The sequence below is a fragment of the Amycolatopsis sp. NBC_00345 genome (assembly GCF_036116635.1).
In the GTDB taxonomy this organism is placed as follows: Bacteria; Actinomycetota; Actinomycetes; order Mycobacteriales; family Pseudonocardiaceae; genus Amycolatopsis.
Genome location: NZ_CP107995.1, coordinates 7,958,562 through 7,973,756, shown reverse-complemented (window position 1 = coordinate 7,973,756; position 15,195 = coordinate 7,958,562). Strand labels below are relative to the sequence as shown.

Here is a 15,195-nt window from a genome sequence, read left to right as displayed (position 1 = left end):
CCCCCCTGCGGAGATGCTAGCTGGGCAGTTCGTCGAGGTAAGCCTGTGCCTGCAAGGTGAACAGCTCCGCGTAGCCGCCTCCCGCGGCCATCAGCTCCTCGTGCGTGCCGTACTCCGCCACTTTCCCGTGGTCCAGCAGGAGAATCCGCTCGGCCTGGCGGACCGTGCTGAAGCGGTGCGAGATGTACAGCGTCGTGCGGCCCGCGGCGAGCGAGCGCAGGCGCGCGAACAGGTCGTGCTCGGCCTGGGCGTCCAGTGCGGACGTCGGCTCGTCGAGGATCAGGATCGGGCCCTCGCGCTGGAAGGCGCGGGCCAGCGCGACCTTCTGCCACTCGCCGCCGGAGAGCGACACGCCCTGGTCGAACCAGCGGCCGAGCGGGGTGTCGTAGCCGGACGGCAGCCGTTCGATGCGCTCGTCGGCGCCGGCGCGGCGGGCGGAGTCCTCGATGTGCTGGCGGTCCTCGAGCCGGTTCAGGTCGCCGAGGCCGATGTTCTCCGCGGCGGTGCCCTGGTAGGTCACGTAGTCCTGGAACATCGCGCTGATCCGGGTGCGCAGCTCGTCCGGGTCGTACTCGCGGACGTCGACGCCGTCGAGCAGGATGCGGCCGCCGGTCGGGTCGTAGAGCCGGCACAGCAGCTTGAACAGGGTGGATTTGCCCGCGCCGTTGCGGCCCACCACGGCGATCGTCTCACCGGGCCGGATCTCGAACGTGACGCCGGTCAGCGCCGCCTCCTCGGCGCCCGGATAGCTGAAGCTCACCGACTCGAACCGGATGTGTCCCTCCACAGTGGACGGCATCGGCCGCGGTGACGGCGGGGCCAGGATCTCCGGCTTGGTGTCCAGGAACCGGTACAGCGTGTCCAGGTACAGGTTGTTCTCGTACATCCCGGAAAACGCCGTGAACAGCCCGGAAACCGAAGTCTGCACGGACGTCGCGGCCGCCGTGTACAGCGCCAGGTCGCCCAGCGTCAGCTGCCCGCCGACGGCCTCCAGCGCGATGTACAACGCGATCGCCGAGCCCACCAGGGTGCTCAGCAGGCCCCAGGACGTCGAGCTCACGTTGCGCTTGATCGTCAGTTTCCGCTGCCGCTCGTACGACACCACGCCGAGCCGCCGGAACCGGTCCACGAAGTACGGCCCCAGCCCGAAGAGCTTGGTCTCCTTGGCGTAGGTGTCGGTGGTGACCAGCGAGGACAGGTAGTCCATCCGGCGTTTGATCGGCGACATCAGGAACGTCAGCCAGAACGCGCGCGAGCCGTATTTCGACTGCGAGATGAACGCCGGAACCGGCGCGAGCAGCGCGACGAGCGCGAGCAGCGGGCTGATCGAGACGAGCAGCGCGATCATGCTGCCGAACGTGATCGCCGTGCGCCCCAGCCCCAGCGCGGAGTTCATCATCGACAGCGGCCGCGTCGGCGCCTCCTGCGTGGCCTGGCGCAGCATGTCGTACGACGCCGAGCCCTCGAAGTACGCCAGGTGCAGGTCGCTGGAATGTGCCATCACGCGGTGCCGGATGGTCAGCGCCATCCGCTCCTGCAGCAGGGATTGCGCGATGGTGGTGAACGAGCTGCTCAGCGCCGTCGCGGCCAGGACACCGAACTGGAACAGCGTGATCCGCACGATGTCGCCCGTGCCGCCGCGATGCTGGATCGCCGCGACAACCGAGTCCAGCAGCAGCTTCGCGATGTACGCAGTGACTGTCGGCAGCAGACCGGAGACCACCGTGACCAGCGTCAGCACGATCGTCAGCGGCGGGCTGGCCTCCCAGGTCAGCCGGGCCACCTTCGGCAGCCCGCGCACGGTCCCGGCCACCGACGTCTTCATCCGCGCGAAGCGTGACTTCAGGTCTTTCGGCTGATCCGGCTGTTTCGGCTCCGGGATGTCGACCGGGCCGGTCAGACCGCTGTCGGGCACCGTCGACGGCGGCCGCCCCCGGCCCCGCCGGCCGACGAACACCCCACCTCCTGGGATCACTCGGACACCGCGCCGTGGAGGAAGACGTCGATCATCTCGGCCGGTGACGGCCCACCCGGCATCGGCCGGGCCATCGAGAACAGCATGGACAGGAACAGCGATGCGGTCTTGTCCAGTGGCAGCCGCAGCTTCGCGGCATCGGGCTCGAACAGGCCCTCGACCGCGCCCCGCATGGCGTCCACGGACTCGCGTCTGCTGTCCCCGCCCCTGGACGCCTGGTTACGCAGGTGCTCGGGCCGTGTGCGTCCCTTGTGGACGGCTGCCATCACCGCGCCGACCCGCTGCAGGTGCGCGGTGAGCGCCTCGACGGCCTCCAGCAGCCGCTTCTCCAGCGGCAGCTCCCCGGGGATCTCGCCGATGATCTCCAGCGACTCCCCGGGGTCGAGCGCGGCGACCACACACGCCTCGATCAGCTCGTCCTTGTCCTTGAAGGCCCGGAAGATCGTGCCCTCGCCGATCCCGGCCGCCCGCGCGATCTGACTGGTCGTCACGGCGGCCCCGTGCTCGACGACCAGCGGCAGCACCGCGCGCACGATCATCTGCCGCCGGTCTTCCGGCGCCATGCCCGGCGCGCGGCGCTTGGCTTCTGTGGGTGTCATGCGGCCCAAGGTACGGAGTGAGCGCTCACTCCGTCAACTGGATTTCCGCGAGAGGTCAGGCGGGAGCGACCGGGTTGCCCTCGAACCGGCGCTGGGCCGGGACCGTCTCACCGCGCATGACCAGGGAGTTCGCCCCGATCGAGCAGTCGTGCCCGAGGTGGGTGTCGAACAGGGCCACCGTGTGCGGCCCGAGGGTGGCGCCCGCGTCCAGCCGCACCGGGCCGAGCCGCAGGATCCGGTCTTGGAACAGGTGGGTCTGCACGACGCAGCCGCGGTTGACGACCACCCCGTCGCCGGCGCTGATCAGGTCCGGCTCCGGCAGCCACTTCGTCTCGACGATGACGCCGCGGCCGATCTTCGCGCCGTGCGCCCGCAGCACCGCGCTGAACACCGGCGTGCCAAGCACCGCGGGGCCGAGCCAGCGCATCACGAGTTCCTCGTGGTAGACGGCCACCAGCTCGTTGCGCCACACGAAACCGCTCCACAGCGGGTGTTCGGACGCGCGGACCCGCCGGTTGAGCAGCCACTTGGCGGCCAGCGCCAGCACCGTCGCGATCACACCGGCGCCGAGCAGGATGGGGCCGGAAAGCGCAAAGGCCAGCGGGATCCCGAGCCCGGTCGACACGGCTTCGATCAGCACGAACACCGCGTAGCCGAGCATCGCGCCGAGTGCGGTGGGCACCAGCCGCGTCAGCTCGACGAGCGCGCGTCGCAGCACCAGCCGCCGCGATGGGGCGTACGTCCGGGCCGAGTCGGCCACGGTGGCTCGCCGCGGGATGGCCATCGCCGGACGGCCCAGCCACGACGTGCCGGGCTCGGCGGTCGCCGGGGCGTGGGACAGGACGCCGATCAACGAGCCGGAGTGGACCGTGCGCCCGGGCGCGACTTCAGCGGAGTTGCCGATAAAGGCCTGGTCGTCCACCGTGGCCCGGCCGATCTCCACCCGGCCGCCGCGCAGCCGGTACGGCGCGAGCACCGAGTCGTCGGCCAGGAAGCTCCCGGCGCCGACGGACATCATCTGCGGCAGACCGACCACAGTGGACGCTTCGGTGCGGCGCCCGATCGACGCGCCCAGCAGCCGCAGCCACAGCCCCGTCACGAGGCTCGCGTACAGCGGGAAAGCGCTGTTCCTGGCGCTGGTCACCAAACGCTGCACCAGCCAGGCGGCCCAGCCGGCGCGGCTGTGCACCGGGTGCGAGCCGGGCCGCAGCCCGCGCCCGGCCAGCCGGACTAGCGCGGCGGTGAGGCCAGCGTTGAGCAGGAGCGTCACCACACCCAGCGGCGGCACGAGCCAGATCAGGCTGGACAGCGTGTCCCCGGTGGTGAGGCCGAGCCAGGTGTACACGGCGGCCGCGGGCAGCACGGCGACGAGCATGATCAGGCCGGACAGCACCGGGGTCAGCGCGTACGCCAGCCGCCAGCGGCGTTTGACCGGCGGCCGGTCGCCCGAAACGGCCGCGCTGGGCACGGTGTCGCGGACGAAGGTGCCCGGCGGCACCACAGCGCCGTCGCCGACCATGCTGCCCGGCATCAGGGTGGACCGGCTGCCCACGGTGGCGTCCTCGCCGACGTCGACGGTGCCGACGTGCAGCGTGTTCCCGTCCAGCCACCAGCCCGCGAGGTCGGCCTCGGGCTCGACGGCGCATCGGTCGCCGAAGCGCCCGAGCCCGGTGACCGGCGGCAGGGTGTGCAGGTCGACGTCGCGGCCGACGGTGTTGCCCAGCAGCCGCGCGTAACGGAGGTTCCACGTCGTGCCCGGCAGGCCGCCGACGCCGACCACGGCGGCGAGCCGCTCGGCCGTCCACAGTCGCATGTGGACGGACCCGCCCTTGCGGTACGCACCGGGGCGCAGCCGGCGGAGCAGCAGCCGGGCACCGAGGCCGGCGACGAGCACCCGGCCGGGCGAGGAAAACGCCAGCAGCAGGCCGGCCGCGATGGCGAGCCACCCGGCGAGCGGCACCGTCGCGGCACCGGTCAGCGCATCGAAAACGGCGGCGCCGGTGAGCACCGCGAGGGTCCATCGCATGCCCGGAATCCATTGCAGCAGAACGTAAAGCAGGGTTTGCAGCGCGCCCGAGCGGCGGGACATCGGCCGTACCGGCTCGGTGACCTCAGCCGCCGTGGTGTCCGCGCCGGCCAGGCGCTCGGTCAGGGCCAGCAGCTCCGGGTGCTGGTAGAGGTCGGTGATCGACGCGTCCGGGAAACGCGGGCGCAGTGCGGAGATCAGCCGGGCGGCGGCGAGGCTCGTGCCGCCGTCGGCGAAGAAGTCCGAACCCGGCGCCGGGGTGACGCCGAACAGCTCGCTCCAGCGCTGCGCGATCCACGCCAGGTCCGCGCGCAGCCGTTCGGGCACGTCGGCCGTCTCGGCGACTTCGGCCGGTCCGGGCCCGGTGGGCAACGGCCACGGCAGCGCCTTCCGGTCCACCTTGCCGGCCGCGCTGAGCGGGAAGTCCGGGAGCACGGCCAGCGTCGGCACGAGCCCGTGGGGCAGTCGTTTCGCCAGGTGGGCGCGCGCGGCTTCGGCGTCGAACGGGCCGTCCACCAGCAGGTATCCGACGAGCACGAGCCCGCCTCGCACCGCCGCCGCGGCCGCCGTGACCCCGGGCAGCGTCAGCAGTGCCGCCTCCACCTCGCCCAGCTCGATGCGGCGGCCGCCGATCTTCACCTGGTCGTCGGCGCGGCCGACGAACACCAGGCCCGCCGGATCGGCCCGTACCAGGTCACCGCTGCGGTAACCCCGGTTCCAGCCCAGCCGCGGCATCGGCGGGTACGCGCCGGCGTCCTTGACCGGATCGAGGTACCGCGCCAGGCCGACGCCGCCGATCATCAGCTCGCCGGTCGCCCCCGACGGGACCGGTGAGCCTTCGCCGTCGACCACGGCGACCCGCCAGCCCGGCAGCGGCACCCCGATCCGGACCGGCTCCCCGGCGCGCAGCCGCGTCGCCGTGGAGACGACGGTGGCCTCGGTCGGGCCGTAGGTGTTCCACACTTCGCGACGGCCGTCGTCGAGCCGGTCCACCAGTTCCGCCGGGCAGCCCTCACCGCCGAAGACCAGCAGCCGCACGCCGTCGAGCAGCTCGGGCGGCCAGAGCATGGCGAGTGACGGGACCGTCGAGACCACCGTGACCCGGCGCTGCGCCAGCCACGGCCCGAGATCAGGGCCCGCGCGCACCACCGACCTCGGCGCGGGCACCAGGCACGCGCCGTGGCGCCAGGCCAGCCACATCTCCTCACACGAGGCGTCGAAGCCGACCGAGAGCCCGGCCAGCACCCGGTCGTCCGGGCCGATCGGCCGCTCACGCAGGAACAGCGTCGCCTCCGCGTCCACGAACGCCGCCGCCGACCGGTGCGTCACCGCGACGCCCTTCGGCGTGCCGCTGGAGCCGGACGTGAAGATCACCCACGCGTCGTCGGACGGGCCGAGCCGCCGGCGGGCGCCCTCGGCGAGCGCGAGGTCCGGGCGCATCCGCAGGTCCGAGCGGAGGACGGCGCAGACGCTCGCCTCGGAAAAGACCAGCTCGGCGCGTTCGGCCGGCTCGTCGAAGTCGGCCGGCACGTACGCCGCGCCGGCGGCCAGCACCGCCAGGATGCCCGCGTACAGGTCGGCGGTGCCGGACGGGATCGCGATGCCGACCCGATCTCCGGGGCCGATGCCGTGCGCGCGCAGCTTGCGGGCCGCCCGTTCGACGCGGTCGGCGAGCGCGCGGTAGGACAGGTGGGTGGTGCCGTCGTCGAGTGCGGTCGCGTACGGATATCGGTCCACGGTCCGGGCGAAGATGTCCACCAGTGTGCGTGGTGGCGGGGGCGGTTCGGGAATGTGGACTACCGGTGGCGCGGGCGCTGAATGGAGGGAGCTGCTCATGTCGGAAACTCCTGCACAGCTTGGGTAACTGCTGACAAACCCACGGTAAGATCGTTTTCTGGGCCGGTACTGTCAGTTGGCTGTGCTGGCGCTGTGCGGGGAAAGCTGTTGCAGGGCAATGACTTCACCGGAAATGAACACACGAAAAAGGGGCCTCCCGCGTGCGGAAGGCCCCTTTTCGGCTATTCGGTCAGTACGTGATCGCCACCGCCGGGTCGGCGAGCAGCGCGCCGACGTCGGCCAGGAACTCCGAGCCCTGCTGGCCGTCGATGACCCGGTGGTCGAAGCTCAGCGACAGCTGCATCACCTTGCGGACCACGATCTCGCCGCCGACCACCCACGGGGTGTCGCGGATGGCGCCGACCGCCAGGATCGCCGACTCGCCCGGGTTGATGATGGGCGTGCCGGTGTCGACGCCGAACACGCCGACGTTCGTGATCGTGAAGGTGCCGTTCGCCATCGCCGCGGGGGTGGTCTTGCCCTCGCGCGCGACGTCGGTCAGCTCCGTCAGCGCGACGGCGAGCTCCTTGAGCGACATCGAGTCGGCGTCACGGATCTTCGGCACCACCAGACCGCGCGGGGTCGCCGCCGCGATGCCGAGGTGCACGTAGTCCTTGTAGACGATCTCCTGCGCCGCCTCGTCCCACACCGCGTTGACGTCCGGCGTGCGCTTCGCCGCCAGGCACACGGCCTTGGCCGCGAACGCCAGCGGGGTCAGCTTGGTGCCGGCGAACTCGCGCGACTTCTTCAGCTTCTCGCGCAGCTCCATCATCGGCGTGACGTCCACGGTCAGGAACTCCGTGACGTGCGGGGCCGTGAAGGCGCTCTGCACCATCGCGTTCGCGGTGGCTTTCCGGACGCCCTTGATCGGCACGCGGCGCTCGCGTGTGCCGGGGTCGTATCCGGCGTCCACAGTGGACGGCTGGGCGACCGGGGCCGGTGCCGATCCGTTGGCCGCGCGCGCGACGTCGTCACGCGTGATGACGCCGCCGTCGGCCGTGCCGGAGAGGGCGTGCAGGTCGACGCCCAGGTCCTTCGCCAGCTTGCGGACCGGCGGCTTGGCCAGCGGGACGTAACCGCCGCGCGGCTTTTCCGCCACGACCGGAGCCGGAGCCGCTGTGGGTTGCGGCTTGCGCCCCAATGTGGCGTTCGGTGCGTTGGACGCACCCAATGTGGCGTTCGGTGCGTCAGATGCACCCAATGCCACATTGGGGTGCTTGCGTGCCCGCCGTTTCGTGACCACGGCCTTGGAGCCGTAGCCGACCAGCGGCTTCATCTCCTCCTCGGCCGGTGCCTCCGGAGCGGCGGCGGTGACAGGGGCAGGAGCAGCGGCGCCACCGGGATCGACGTCCATGGTCAGGATCGGGGTGCCGACCTCGACGGTCTGCCCCGGCTCCACGTGCAGCTCGGTGACCACCCCGGCCCACGGGATGGGCAGTTCGACGGCCGCCTTGGCGGTCTCGATCTCCACCACGATCTGGTTGACCGTGACCGTGTCGCCCGGCTTCACGTGCCAGGCGAGGATGTCGGCCTCGGTCAGCCCCTCCGCCGTGTCGGACAGGGGGAACTGTTTGTACTCGGGCATGACAGTGCCAATCCCCCTTACCAGGCCAGCGAACGGTCGACGGTGTGCAGCACCCGGTCCAGGTCGGGGAGGTAGTACTCCTCGAGCTTGGCCGGCGGGTACGGCGTGTCGAACCCGGCCACGCGCAGCACGGGGGCTTCCAGCGAGTAGAAGCACTCCTGCTGGACGCGGGCGGCGATCTCCGAGGTCAGCGACGACTCCGACGGCGCCTCGCTGATCGCGATCAGCCGTCCGGTCTTGCGCACCGACTCGAACACCGGGCCGAGGTCGAGCGGCGAGAGCGTGCGCAGGTCGATGACCTCGAGCGACTTGCCCTCGTCGGCGGCGGCCGCGGCGGCGTCGAGCGCCACCTTCACGGACGGGCCGTACGCGACCACCGTGGCCGTGGTCCCTTCGCGCACCACCTGCGAGCTGAAGACGCGGCCCGGCGACGTGCCGGTGTCCACCTCCATCTTCAGCGCGCCCGAGTGGTACAGCTTCTTCGGCTCGAAGAACAGCACCGGGTCGTCCGACTTGATGGCCTCCTGGATGCCCCAGTACGCGTCCAGCGCGTTGGAGACCGAGACCACCTTCAGCCCGGCGATGTGCGAGAACAGCGACTCCGGCGACTCGGAGTGGTGCTCCACCGCGCCGATCCCGCCGCCGAACGGCACCCGGATGACCACGGGCATCTTGATCTTGCCCTGCGTGCGGTAGTGCAGCTTCGCCAGCTGCGAGGAGATCTGGTCGAACCCGGGGAAGATGAAGCCCTCGAACTGGATCTCGCACACCGGCCGGAAGCCGCGGACGGCCAGGCCGACCGCGGTGCCGATAATGCCGGACTCGGCCAGCGGCGTGTCCAGCACGCGCTGCTCGCCGAAGTCCTTCTGCAGCCCGTCGGTGATCCGGAAGACGCCGCCGAGCTTGCCGACGTCCTCACCCATCATCAGGACCTTCGGGTCCTCTTCCATCGCCCGGCGCAGGCCGAGGTTGAGCGCCTTGCCGATGGTCAGCTTCTGGAGGTCGGTCATCAGTGCTCACCTGCCGCGGCAAATCCGTCCAAATAGGACAGGAACTCTTCACGCTGGGCTTCCAGCACCGGGGAGGGCTCGGCATAGACGTTGTCGAAGATCCGGTCCGGCGGCGGCTCCGGCATGTTGAACGTGTACTCGCGCAGCTCGGCCGCGAACTGGTCGGCCTCGGCCTGGACCTGGTCGAAGAAGCCGTGGTCGGCCCCGCCGCCGCGGGCGAGGTACGCCCGGACGCGCTCGATCGGGTCCTTCAGCTTCCACTCCTCCAGCTCGTCGGAGAGCCGGTAGCGGGAGGGGTCGTCGGTGGTGGTGTGGGCGTCCATCCGGTAGGTGAAGGCCTCGATCAGCACCGGTCCGTTGCCGTGCCGGCACTCCTCCAGCGCCCACCGGGTCACGGCGAGGCAGGCGAGCACGTCGTTGCCGTCCACGCGGATGCCGGGGAAGCCGTAGCCGCGGGCGCGCTGGTACAGCGGCAGGCGCGACTGGCGCTCGGTCGGCTCCGAGATGGCCCACTGGTTGTTCTGGCAGAAGAACACGAGCGGCGCGTCGTAGACCGCGGCCCAGACGAAGCCCTCGTGCACGTCGCCCTGTGAAGTCGCGCCGTCACCGAAGTAGCAGATGGTGGCTTCGCCGTCGTCGTCGCCGACCTTGCCCTCGAACTTCTGCCCCATCGCGTACCCGGCCGCGTTCAGGACCTGGTTGCCGATGACGATCGTGTACGGGTGGAAGCCGTGGGCCTTGTAGTCCCAGCCGCTGTGGTCCGTGCACCGGAAGATGCCCAGCAGGTCGCGCATGTCGACGCCGCGGGCGTACGCGACGCCGTGCTCGCGGTAGCTCGGGAAGGCCATGTCCCGCTGTTCCAGCGCGCGGCCGGAGCCGATCTGCGCGGCCTCCTGGCCCAGCAGCGGGACCCAGATGCCCAGCTGGCCCTGGCGCTGCATCGCGTTGGCCTCACGGTCCGCGCGGCGCACCAGCACCATGTCGCGGTAGAGGTTCTTCAGCATCTCTTCGTCGACGTCCGCGACGTACTTGTCGAACTGCGGCGACGGGATCCGCTCGCCTTCGGGGGTGAGCAGCTGAGTCAGCTCAGCGCCACCTTCGCTTGTTGCTCGCAAACCGGCGATCACCTGTTCGGGGGAGGGCTGGGCCGCTACCGCGGCCGGTCCGTCTCCAGGTTCCGGGTGCGTCCACTGTTCGGACGGCATGCGCTGTTCTCCTCGGTGTCGGTGCCTCTGGCGGCCGCTTGTGGCGGCCACAGCGACTGCACCGGCGGGACCGGCGCCTCGGGTCCGAGGTGCCAGGCCACCGTCGGCGTTGACGGTTCTCGCCGACATCCTGACACGAAGATTAGTCCGATGGTGAGGCGCGGTTGCTGATTTGTTGCTGAGAAACCGGTCCTGAACAGCGAAAACGCTTGGAAGCCCGAGTATGGGACGGACGAAAGTCGGGCGCCCCGACCGTCGTTCACCAGGCGTCACCGCGCGGGCGCCGGGCGCGCACGGGTGTCGCGCCTCACCGGTGCAGCCGCCTCCGTGACCTCCGTCACCGTGGCAGGATGGCTTACGTGGAACAGAAATCCGTACGTGAAACCGTGGTCTCGACGTGGATCGGCGACGTACTGCCGAGCCTGTCCGGTCTGGTCGCGATCCCGGCGCTGTCCCCGGCGTTCGACGCGGACTGGGCGAAGACGGGGCACCTGGCCGCCGCCATCGAGCACGTGAAGACGTGGATCGAGGGCCGGGCGCTGCCGGGCGCGAAGATCGAGGTCGTCCAGCTCGACGGCCGGACCCCGCTGCTTTACATCGACGTGCCCGCGACCCCGGGCGCCGGCGACAAGGGCACCGTCCTGATGTACGGCCACCTCGACAAGCAGCCCCCGGTCGGCGGCTGGTCCGAGGGCCTCGACCCGTGGACCCCGGTGGTCCGCGACGGCCGGCTCTACGGCCGCGGCTCGGTGGACGACGGCTACTCCGGGTACGCCGCGGTGTCGGCGCTGGAGGCCGTCCACGCCGCCGGCGGCGAGCACGCGCGCGCCGTGCTGCTGCTCGAGACGGGTGAGGAGTCCGGCAGCCCGGACCTGCCCGCCTACGTGGCGCACCTGGCCGAACGGCTCGGCGAGGTGTCGCTGGTCGTCTGCCTCGACGCGGGCGGCATGGACTACGAGCGGCTCTGGCTCACCACCAGCCTGCGCGGCATGGTGCACCTGACCGTGAACGTGCAGCTGCTCGCCACCGCGCAGCACTCCGGCCTGGCCAGCGGCGTGGTCGCCAGCTCGTTCCGCGTGCTGCGGCTGCTGCTGGAGCGGCTGGAGAACGCCGAGACGGGCGAGATCAAGCTGGCGGAGCTGAACGTCGAGGTCCCGGCCAGCCGGCTCGCCGAGGCCCAGGCCGTCGCCGAGGTCGCCCCCGAGGCTCTGCACGCGGCGTTCCCGCTGGTCAGTGGAGGCAAGACGGTCAGCGAGGACGCGCTGGAGCTGCTGCTCAACAACTACTGGCGGCCCACGCTGTCGATCATCGGCGCGGACGGCTTCCCGCTTCCCGCCGAAGCCGGCAACGTGCTGCGCGAGAGCACCACGCTCACGCTGTCCTTCCGTCTCCCGCCGACGGCTTCGTCGGACGCCGCCCTCGCGGCCGTCCGCACGGCGCTGACCACGGACGTCCCGTACGGCGCGAAGGTGACCATCGCGGACGACGTCAAGGCCGAGGACGGCTGGAACGCCCCCGCGGAGGCGCCCTGGCTGACCGCGGCGCTGCGCCGCGTGAGCGACGAGGTCTTCGGCCGCCCCCACCGGGCCGCCGGCATGGGCGGGTCCATCCCGTTCATGGGCCTGCTCGGCGAGAAGTACCCGGACGCGCAGTTCCTGGTCACGGGCGCCTGCGGGGCCGACTCGAACATCCACGTCCCGGACGAGTGGCTGAACCTGGACTACGCGCAGCAGGTCACCCAGGCCGTGGCGCACATCCTGGACGCCCACGCGCGGGGCTGAACCTCTCGCTCCCGGCTTGCGCCCCAATGTGGCGTTGGTTGCGTTGAGCGCACCCAATGTGGCGTTCGGTGCGTTGGACGCACCGAACGCCACATTGGGGCGGTTCAGGCGAAGCGGTTCAGCGCGTCGGCCAGCTGCGTGAGCTGCGGCGTGAACCGCTGGTACGAGAACGGCGTCTCGTTGTTCCACGGCACCAGCTTCCCCTGCTTCACGGCCGGGAGCTGCTGCCACGTCGGGACCGAGCCGAGGCCGTCCGGGCCCAGCGACAGGGAGCCGCCGCGGTCGTCGTAGAGGATGACGTCGGCGGAGTACTTGTTGATGTTCTCCCAGCTGACCTGCTCGTAGTAGCCGCCCTGGGTCTCGTCCACCTTCTCCGGCAGGACGAAGCTCATCCCCTTGTCCTGGTAGTGCTTCGAGGTCGCGAAGGCCGGCGGGTTGGCGACGTACACGGTGTCCTTCTGCGCGGACAGCAGCACCACCTTCAGGCCGGAAGCCTTCTTGATCGCTTCGCCCAGCTTCGCGTCCGCAGCCTCGTACGCGGCCTTCGCCTGCTGTAGCGAAGGCGTGGCGACGTCTGCGCCCAGCGCCTTCGCCAGCGCCTCGAACTTCGCGATCCCCTCGGGCATCGAGATGTGCTGCAGCCCGATCCCGACGCTCGGCGCGGCCTTGTCCACCTTGTCCGCCAACGTGTCCGGCACGTACCACATCTGCTGCTTCAGGTAGATCACGCTGATCAGCAGCTGGGGGTTCAGCGCGACGTACTTGTCGAAGTTGAACTCGTTCCAGACGTTCCCCAGCGACGTCACGGAGTTCAGGTCCACGCCGCCCGCCTGCGGGTCCGGCTTGCCGTCGGCGAGCTTCGACGGGCCGAAGACGCCCACGGACTTCACGCCGAAGTCCCACAGCGCGGCCGCGGCCGTCACCTGAGCGACGATCCGCGTCGGGCGCTCGCCGCTCAGCTTGCGGCCGCGGTCGTCGGTGAACGCCCAGTCCGCGCCGGTTCCGGCGCCGGCGCTGTCGTCCTGGTAGCCGCACGCGGACAGGGCGGCCAGCGCGCCCGCGGCGGCCGTGCCGGCGAGGAATCCACGGCGGGACAGCCGCGACTGCGAGAGGTGCATCAGAACTCCGGGGTGATAGGTCCGATTCCGCGTAAGGCTAGCCTTGCCTTAATGTGAGCACCATGGTCCAGATCGCGGAGCGCGTCACACCGCGCCCGGCCGGCGTGCGGACGCTGGTGCTCACGGTCGCGGTGCTCGCCTTGGCCGCCGTTGTCCTGCTGTCCATCGGCTTCGGCTCCAACCGGATTTCGCTCGGCGGCGTGCTCCACGGCCTCTTCGCCTACAGCGGCACGTTCGACGACGTGGTGATCCGCGACGACCGCCTGCCGCGCACGCTGCTCGGCGTCGCCGTCGGCGTCGCACTCGGGCTGGCGGGCGCGCTGCTGCAGGCGATCGCGCGCAACCCGGTCGCCGACCCGGGGCTGCTGGGCATCAACCACGGCGCGGCGGTGGCGATCGTCGTCGGCACCGCGGTGTTCTCCGTGGACTCCGCCGGGCAGCTGGTCTGGTTCGCGTTCGGGGGCGCGCTGGCCGGCACGGTGCTGGTCGCGCTGATCGGCGGCGCCACCAGCCCGTTGCGGCTGGTGCTCGCGGGGGTCGCGGTGCAGGCCGTGTTCGTCGGCGTCAACCAGGGTATGCAGGTGATCAACACGCACAACCTGGACCGGATGCGCGCGTGGCTGGTCGGCTCGCTGGTGAACCGCGACCTCGGCGGGCTGGCCGGGCTGCTGCCGTTTTTCCTGACCGGGCTGGTGCTGGCCGCGATCCTCGCGCGCCCGCTGAACACCGTGGCGCTCGGCGAGGACACCGCCCGCGGCCTCGGCGCGAACCCGGCGCTGGTGCGGGTCACCGGCATGGTCGCGGTCGGCCTGCTTTCGGCCGTGGCGACGGCGGCGTGCGGGCCGATCGCGTTTGTCGGGCTGATGATCCCGCACGTCGTGCGCGCGCTGGTCGGGCCGGACGAGCGGTGGGTGCTGCCGCTGTCCGCGCTGCTCGGGCCGGTGCTGCTGCTCGGCTGCGACGTGCTCGGCCGGCTGCTCGGCAGCCCCGGCGAGATCCAGGTCGGCGTGATGACGGACGTCGTCGGCGGGCTGGCGTTTGTCGTCGTGGCGCGCCGGCTGAAGGCGGTGCGGCGATGAGGACGTGGCTGGTCGTTTCGCTGCTGGCGCTGGTGACGCTGGTGCTGGTCGTGCTGTCGGTGGGCACCGGCGACTACGAGCTGACGCCCGCCGAGGTGCTCCGGACGCTCGCGGGCCAGGGCACGAAGGCGCAGTACCTCGTGGTCACCGGCCGGCTGCCGCGGGCGCTGGTGGCGGTACTCGTCGGCGTCGCGCTGGCGCTGGCCGGCGCGGTGTTCCAGACGGTCACGCGCAATCCGCTGGGCAGCCCGGACATCATCGGCTTCACCACGGGCTCCGCGACGGGCGGCATCGTCATGATCCTGCTCGTCGGCGCGGGCCCGGGGCTGGTCGCCGCCGGCGCGATCGCCGGCGGACTGCTCACGGCGCTGGTGATCACGGCGTTGTGCGCGCCGCACGGCCTGCTCAGTTCCCGGCTGGTGCTGATCGGCATCGCGGTGAGCGCCGTGCTGGCCGGGGTGAACGGCTACCTGCTGGTGCGGGCCAAACTCGAGGCCGCGGCGCAGGCCGTCGGCTGGCTGACGGGCGACCTCGCGGGCCGGGACTGGACGTACTTCGTGCCGTTGGTGCTGGTCGTGGTCGTGCTGGCGCCGTTCGTCTTCGCGCACGCGCCCGCCCTGCGCATGCTGGAGATGGGCGACGACGCGGCCACTGCCGTCGGCGTCGCGGTGCCCCGGGTGCGCGGGACGCTGCTGCTGCTCGCCGTGGCGCTGGCCGCCGCCGCGACGGCCGCGACCGGGCCGATCCCGTTCGTCGCGCTCGCCGCGCCCCAGCTCGCGCGCCGCCTGACCCGCCGGCCGGGCCCGAACCTGGCCGCCTCCGCCGCGATGGGCGCGGCCCTTGTCGTCGCGGCCGACTACCTGGGCCAGCGGATCCTGTCCTCGTCCCTGCTCCCGGTCGGTGTGGTCGCGGCCGCGCTGGGTGGCGCCTACCTGATCTGGCTGCTCGTCTCCTCGCGCGGGCGGGTGCGCGCCGCCTGAG

Annotated in this window: 10 protein-coding genes; 3 read left to right on the top strand and 7 right to left on the bottom strand. The window is 71.4% G+C overall.

All coding sequences use genetic code 11. The features are described from left to right. Window positions 1–16: 16 nt before the first annotated feature. The 6 genes from OG943_RS36000 to pdhA all read right to left on the bottom strand — a co-directional run bounded on the left by OG943_RS36000 (window position 17) and on the right by pdhA (window position 10,236). Window positions 17–1,915, bottom strand: a complete 1,899-nt coding sequence (locus OG943_RS36000; protein WP_328612238.1) for an ABC transporter ATP-binding protein — start codon at window positions 1,913–1,915, stop codon at window positions 17–19. Window positions 1,916–1,971: 56 nt separating this feature from the next. Further along, entirely contained in the window at window positions 1,972–2,538 is a 567-nt protein-coding gene (locus OG943_RS35995; RefSeq protein WP_328612237.1) for a TetR/AcrR family transcriptional regulator, read from the bottom strand. A 91-nt stretch (window positions 2,539–2,629) separates the two neighbouring features. After that, on the bottom strand, window positions 2,630–6,436 hold the full coding sequence (locus OG943_RS35990; RefSeq protein ID WP_328605379.1) for a Pls/PosA family non-ribosomal peptide synthetase: 3,807 nt from the start codon (window positions 6,434–6,436) through the stop codon (window positions 2,630–2,632). Between the two features lie 190 nt (window positions 6,437–6,626). Continuing rightward, on the bottom strand, window positions 6,627–8,021 hold the full coding sequence (locus OG943_RS35985; RefSeq protein ID WP_328605378.1) for a dihydrolipoamide acetyltransferase family protein: 1,395 nt from the start codon (window positions 8,019–8,021) through the stop codon (window positions 6,627–6,629). 17 nt (window positions 8,022–8,038) lie between these two features. Then, window positions 8,039–9,031 (bottom strand): alpha-ketoacid dehydrogenase subunit beta, encoded by a 993-nt coding sequence (locus OG943_RS35980; protein ID WP_328605377.1) that lies wholly within the window; start codon window positions 9,029–9,031, stop codon window positions 8,039–8,041. Next, a complete protein-coding gene (gene pdhA / locus OG943_RS35975; protein WP_328605376.1) occupies window positions 9,031–10,236 on the bottom strand; it encodes a pyruvate dehydrogenase (acetyl-transferring) E1 component subunit alpha in 1,206 nt (401 codons plus the stop codon). The genes OG943_RS35980 and pdhA overlap by 1 nt, the downstream gene beginning before the upstream one ends. 359 nt (window positions 10,237–10,595) lie before the next feature. Here pdhA and OG943_RS35970 point away from each other — a divergent pair, with 359 nt between their 5' ends. Continuing rightward, window positions 10,596–12,017: a M20/M25/M40 family metallo-hydrolase gene (locus OG943_RS35970; RefSeq protein WP_328612236.1), complete on the top strand. Its 1,422-nt coding sequence runs from the start codon at window positions 10,596–10,598 to the stop codon at window positions 12,015–12,017. 104 nt (window positions 12,018–12,121) lie between these two features. Here OG943_RS35970 and OG943_RS35965 read toward each other — a convergent pair whose 3' ends face one another. After that, a complete protein-coding gene (locus tag OG943_RS35965) occupies window positions 12,122–13,135 on the bottom strand; it encodes an ABC transporter substrate-binding protein (RefSeq protein WP_328605375.1) in 1,014 nt (337 codons plus the stop codon). 62 nt (window positions 13,136–13,197) lie between these two features. Between OG943_RS35965 and OG943_RS35960 the strand changes: the two genes are divergently transcribed. Both OG943_RS35960 and OG943_RS35955 read left to right on the top strand, forming a co-directional pair. After that, window positions 13,198–14,214 carry a FecCD family ABC transporter permease gene (locus tag OG943_RS35960; RefSeq protein ID WP_328605374.1) on the top strand — a complete coding sequence of 339 codons (1,017 nt, stop codon included), beginning with the start codon at window positions 13,198–13,200 and terminating at the stop codon, window positions 14,212–14,214. Continuing rightward, entirely contained in the window at window positions 14,211–15,194 is a 984-nt protein-coding gene (locus OG943_RS35955; protein ID WP_328605373.1) for a FecCD family ABC transporter permease, read from the top strand. Before OG943_RS35960 ends, OG943_RS35955 begins: the two co-directional genes overlap by 4 nt. Window position 15,195: the final 1 nt, after the last annotated feature.

What these genes read in the sequence shown, in the direction of transcription:
- OG943_RS35995 (WP_328612237.1), bottom strand. Translation starts at nt 2,538, where the DNA reads ATGGCGCCGGAAGACCGGCGGCAGATGATCGTGCGCGCGGTGCTGCCG.
- OG943_RS35990 (WP_328605379.1), bottom strand. Translation starts at nt 6,436, where the DNA reads ATGAGCAGCTCCCTCCATTCAGCGCCCGCGCCACCGGTAGTCCACATT.
- OG943_RS35985 (WP_328605378.1), bottom strand. Translation starts at nt 8,021, where the DNA reads ATGCCCGAGTACAAACAGTTCCCCCTGTCCGACACGGCGGAGGGGCTG.
- OG943_RS35980 (WP_328605377.1), bottom strand. Translation starts at nt 9,031, where the DNA reads ATGACCGACCTCCAGAAGCTGACCATCGGCAAGGCGCTCAACCTCGGC.
- pdhA (WP_328605376.1), bottom strand. Translation starts at nt 10,236, where the DNA reads ATGCCGTCCGAACAGTGGACGCACCCGGAACCTGGAGACGGACCGGCC.
- OG943_RS35965 (WP_328605375.1), bottom strand. Translation starts at nt 13,135, where the DNA reads ATGCACCTCTCGCAGTCGCGGCTGTCCCGCCGTGGATTCCTCGCCGGC.
- OG943_RS35960 (WP_328605374.1), top strand. Translation starts at nt 13,198, where the DNA reads ATGGTCCAGATCGCGGAGCGCGTCACACCGCGCCCGGCCGGCGTGCGG.
- OG943_RS35955 (WP_328605373.1), top strand. Translation starts at nt 14,211, where the DNA reads ATGAGGACGTGGCTGGTCGTTTCGCTGCTGGCGCTGGTGACGCTGGTG.